The organism is Aeromonas media, assembly GCF_000819985.1.
In the GTDB taxonomy this organism is placed as follows: domain Bacteria; phylum Pseudomonadota; class Gammaproteobacteria; order Enterobacterales; family Aeromonadaceae; genus Aeromonas; species Aeromonas media.
The window spans coordinates 1-1068 of record NZ_CDBZ01000225.1 but is presented as its reverse complement, the minus strand read 5'-3'; the positions used below and the strand labels follow the sequence as shown (position 1 = coordinate 1068).

General features: G+C 51.5%; 1 protein-coding gene. It reads left to right on the top strand.

Annotated features, from left to right (window positions below):
- Nucleotides 1-1010, top strand: a 1010-nt coding sequence (locus tag BN1127_RS20160; RefSeq protein ID WP_042650633.1) for an IS4-like element ISAs18 family transposase, incomplete at its 5' end; no start/stop codon positions are given.
- Between the last annotated feature and the right edge of the window lie 58 nt (nucleotides 1011-1068).

The following is a 1068-nucleotide window of genomic DNA, read 5'->3' as shown; positions in this document are numbered from 1 at the left end:
CTTGTTCGCACCTTCCCTTGGCCAACGGTCTCGAACGTAAACATGCGGTTAAACAGGTGGATCGCCTGCTCACTAACACCAAGCTCAATGTCTGGAGCCTCTTTGACGATTGGGTGCCCTATGTGGTCGGTGAACGTACCGAGATCGTAGTCTCCATGGACTGGACCGAATTCGATGCCGATGATCACAGTACCTTGGTTATCAGCCTGCAAACCAACCACGGTCGCAGTACTCCGCTGCTGTGGAAAACCCATCGGAAATCGTTGCTCAAAGGGCAACGCAATGCCCATGAGAAAGAGCTGCTCACCAAGCTCAAGCAGACGTTGCCAGAGGGTATCTTCGTGACGGTAGTCGCTGACCGCGGCTTTGGTTACATGGAGCTGTTCGAACGCCTGGAGCAAGAGCTAGGCTTTGCTTATCTCATTAGATTTAAAGGAAATGTTTTGGTTGGTTACCCTGGTGTAGAGCAGGTTCCAGCTCGGGACTGGCTAACGCCGACCGGGCGCACCCGAACCCTCAAAGCGGTGGAGCTAACTGGGCAGCGACAGCCTGTCGAACGGGTCTATTGTTGTCATAAGAGTGGCATGAAAGACGCGTGGTTTCTGGCCAGTAACCGGACCGACCTGAGCGCCGCCAAGGCGTTGCAACTATACGGCCAGCGCTGGGGTATCGAGACCAGTTTTCGTGATATCAAAGATTACAAATTCGGCATGGGTATGGGAGATGTGCACATCAGTAATCCGGTCCGGCGCGACCGACTGTTTTTATTCAGTGCCCTGGCCATCGTCTTGCTGACGCTGCTGGGTAAGGCTGGAGACAGTGTCGGTCTAGAGAGAACGATCAAGGTCAATACCAGCAAGAGCCGAACCTATTCGTTCTTTCGGCAAGGGGTCATCTATTACCAGTTGCTACCTAAAATGAAAGAAGCCAATGCGGTCTTGTTGATGGATAAATTTATCTACTACCTGAAGCAACACCGCTTATATACCCGCACACTTGGAATTATTTGAGTCTCTAAAAATGAGGGGATCTCTGAGTTTCAAAACCTAACCTGATTACCCATGACCC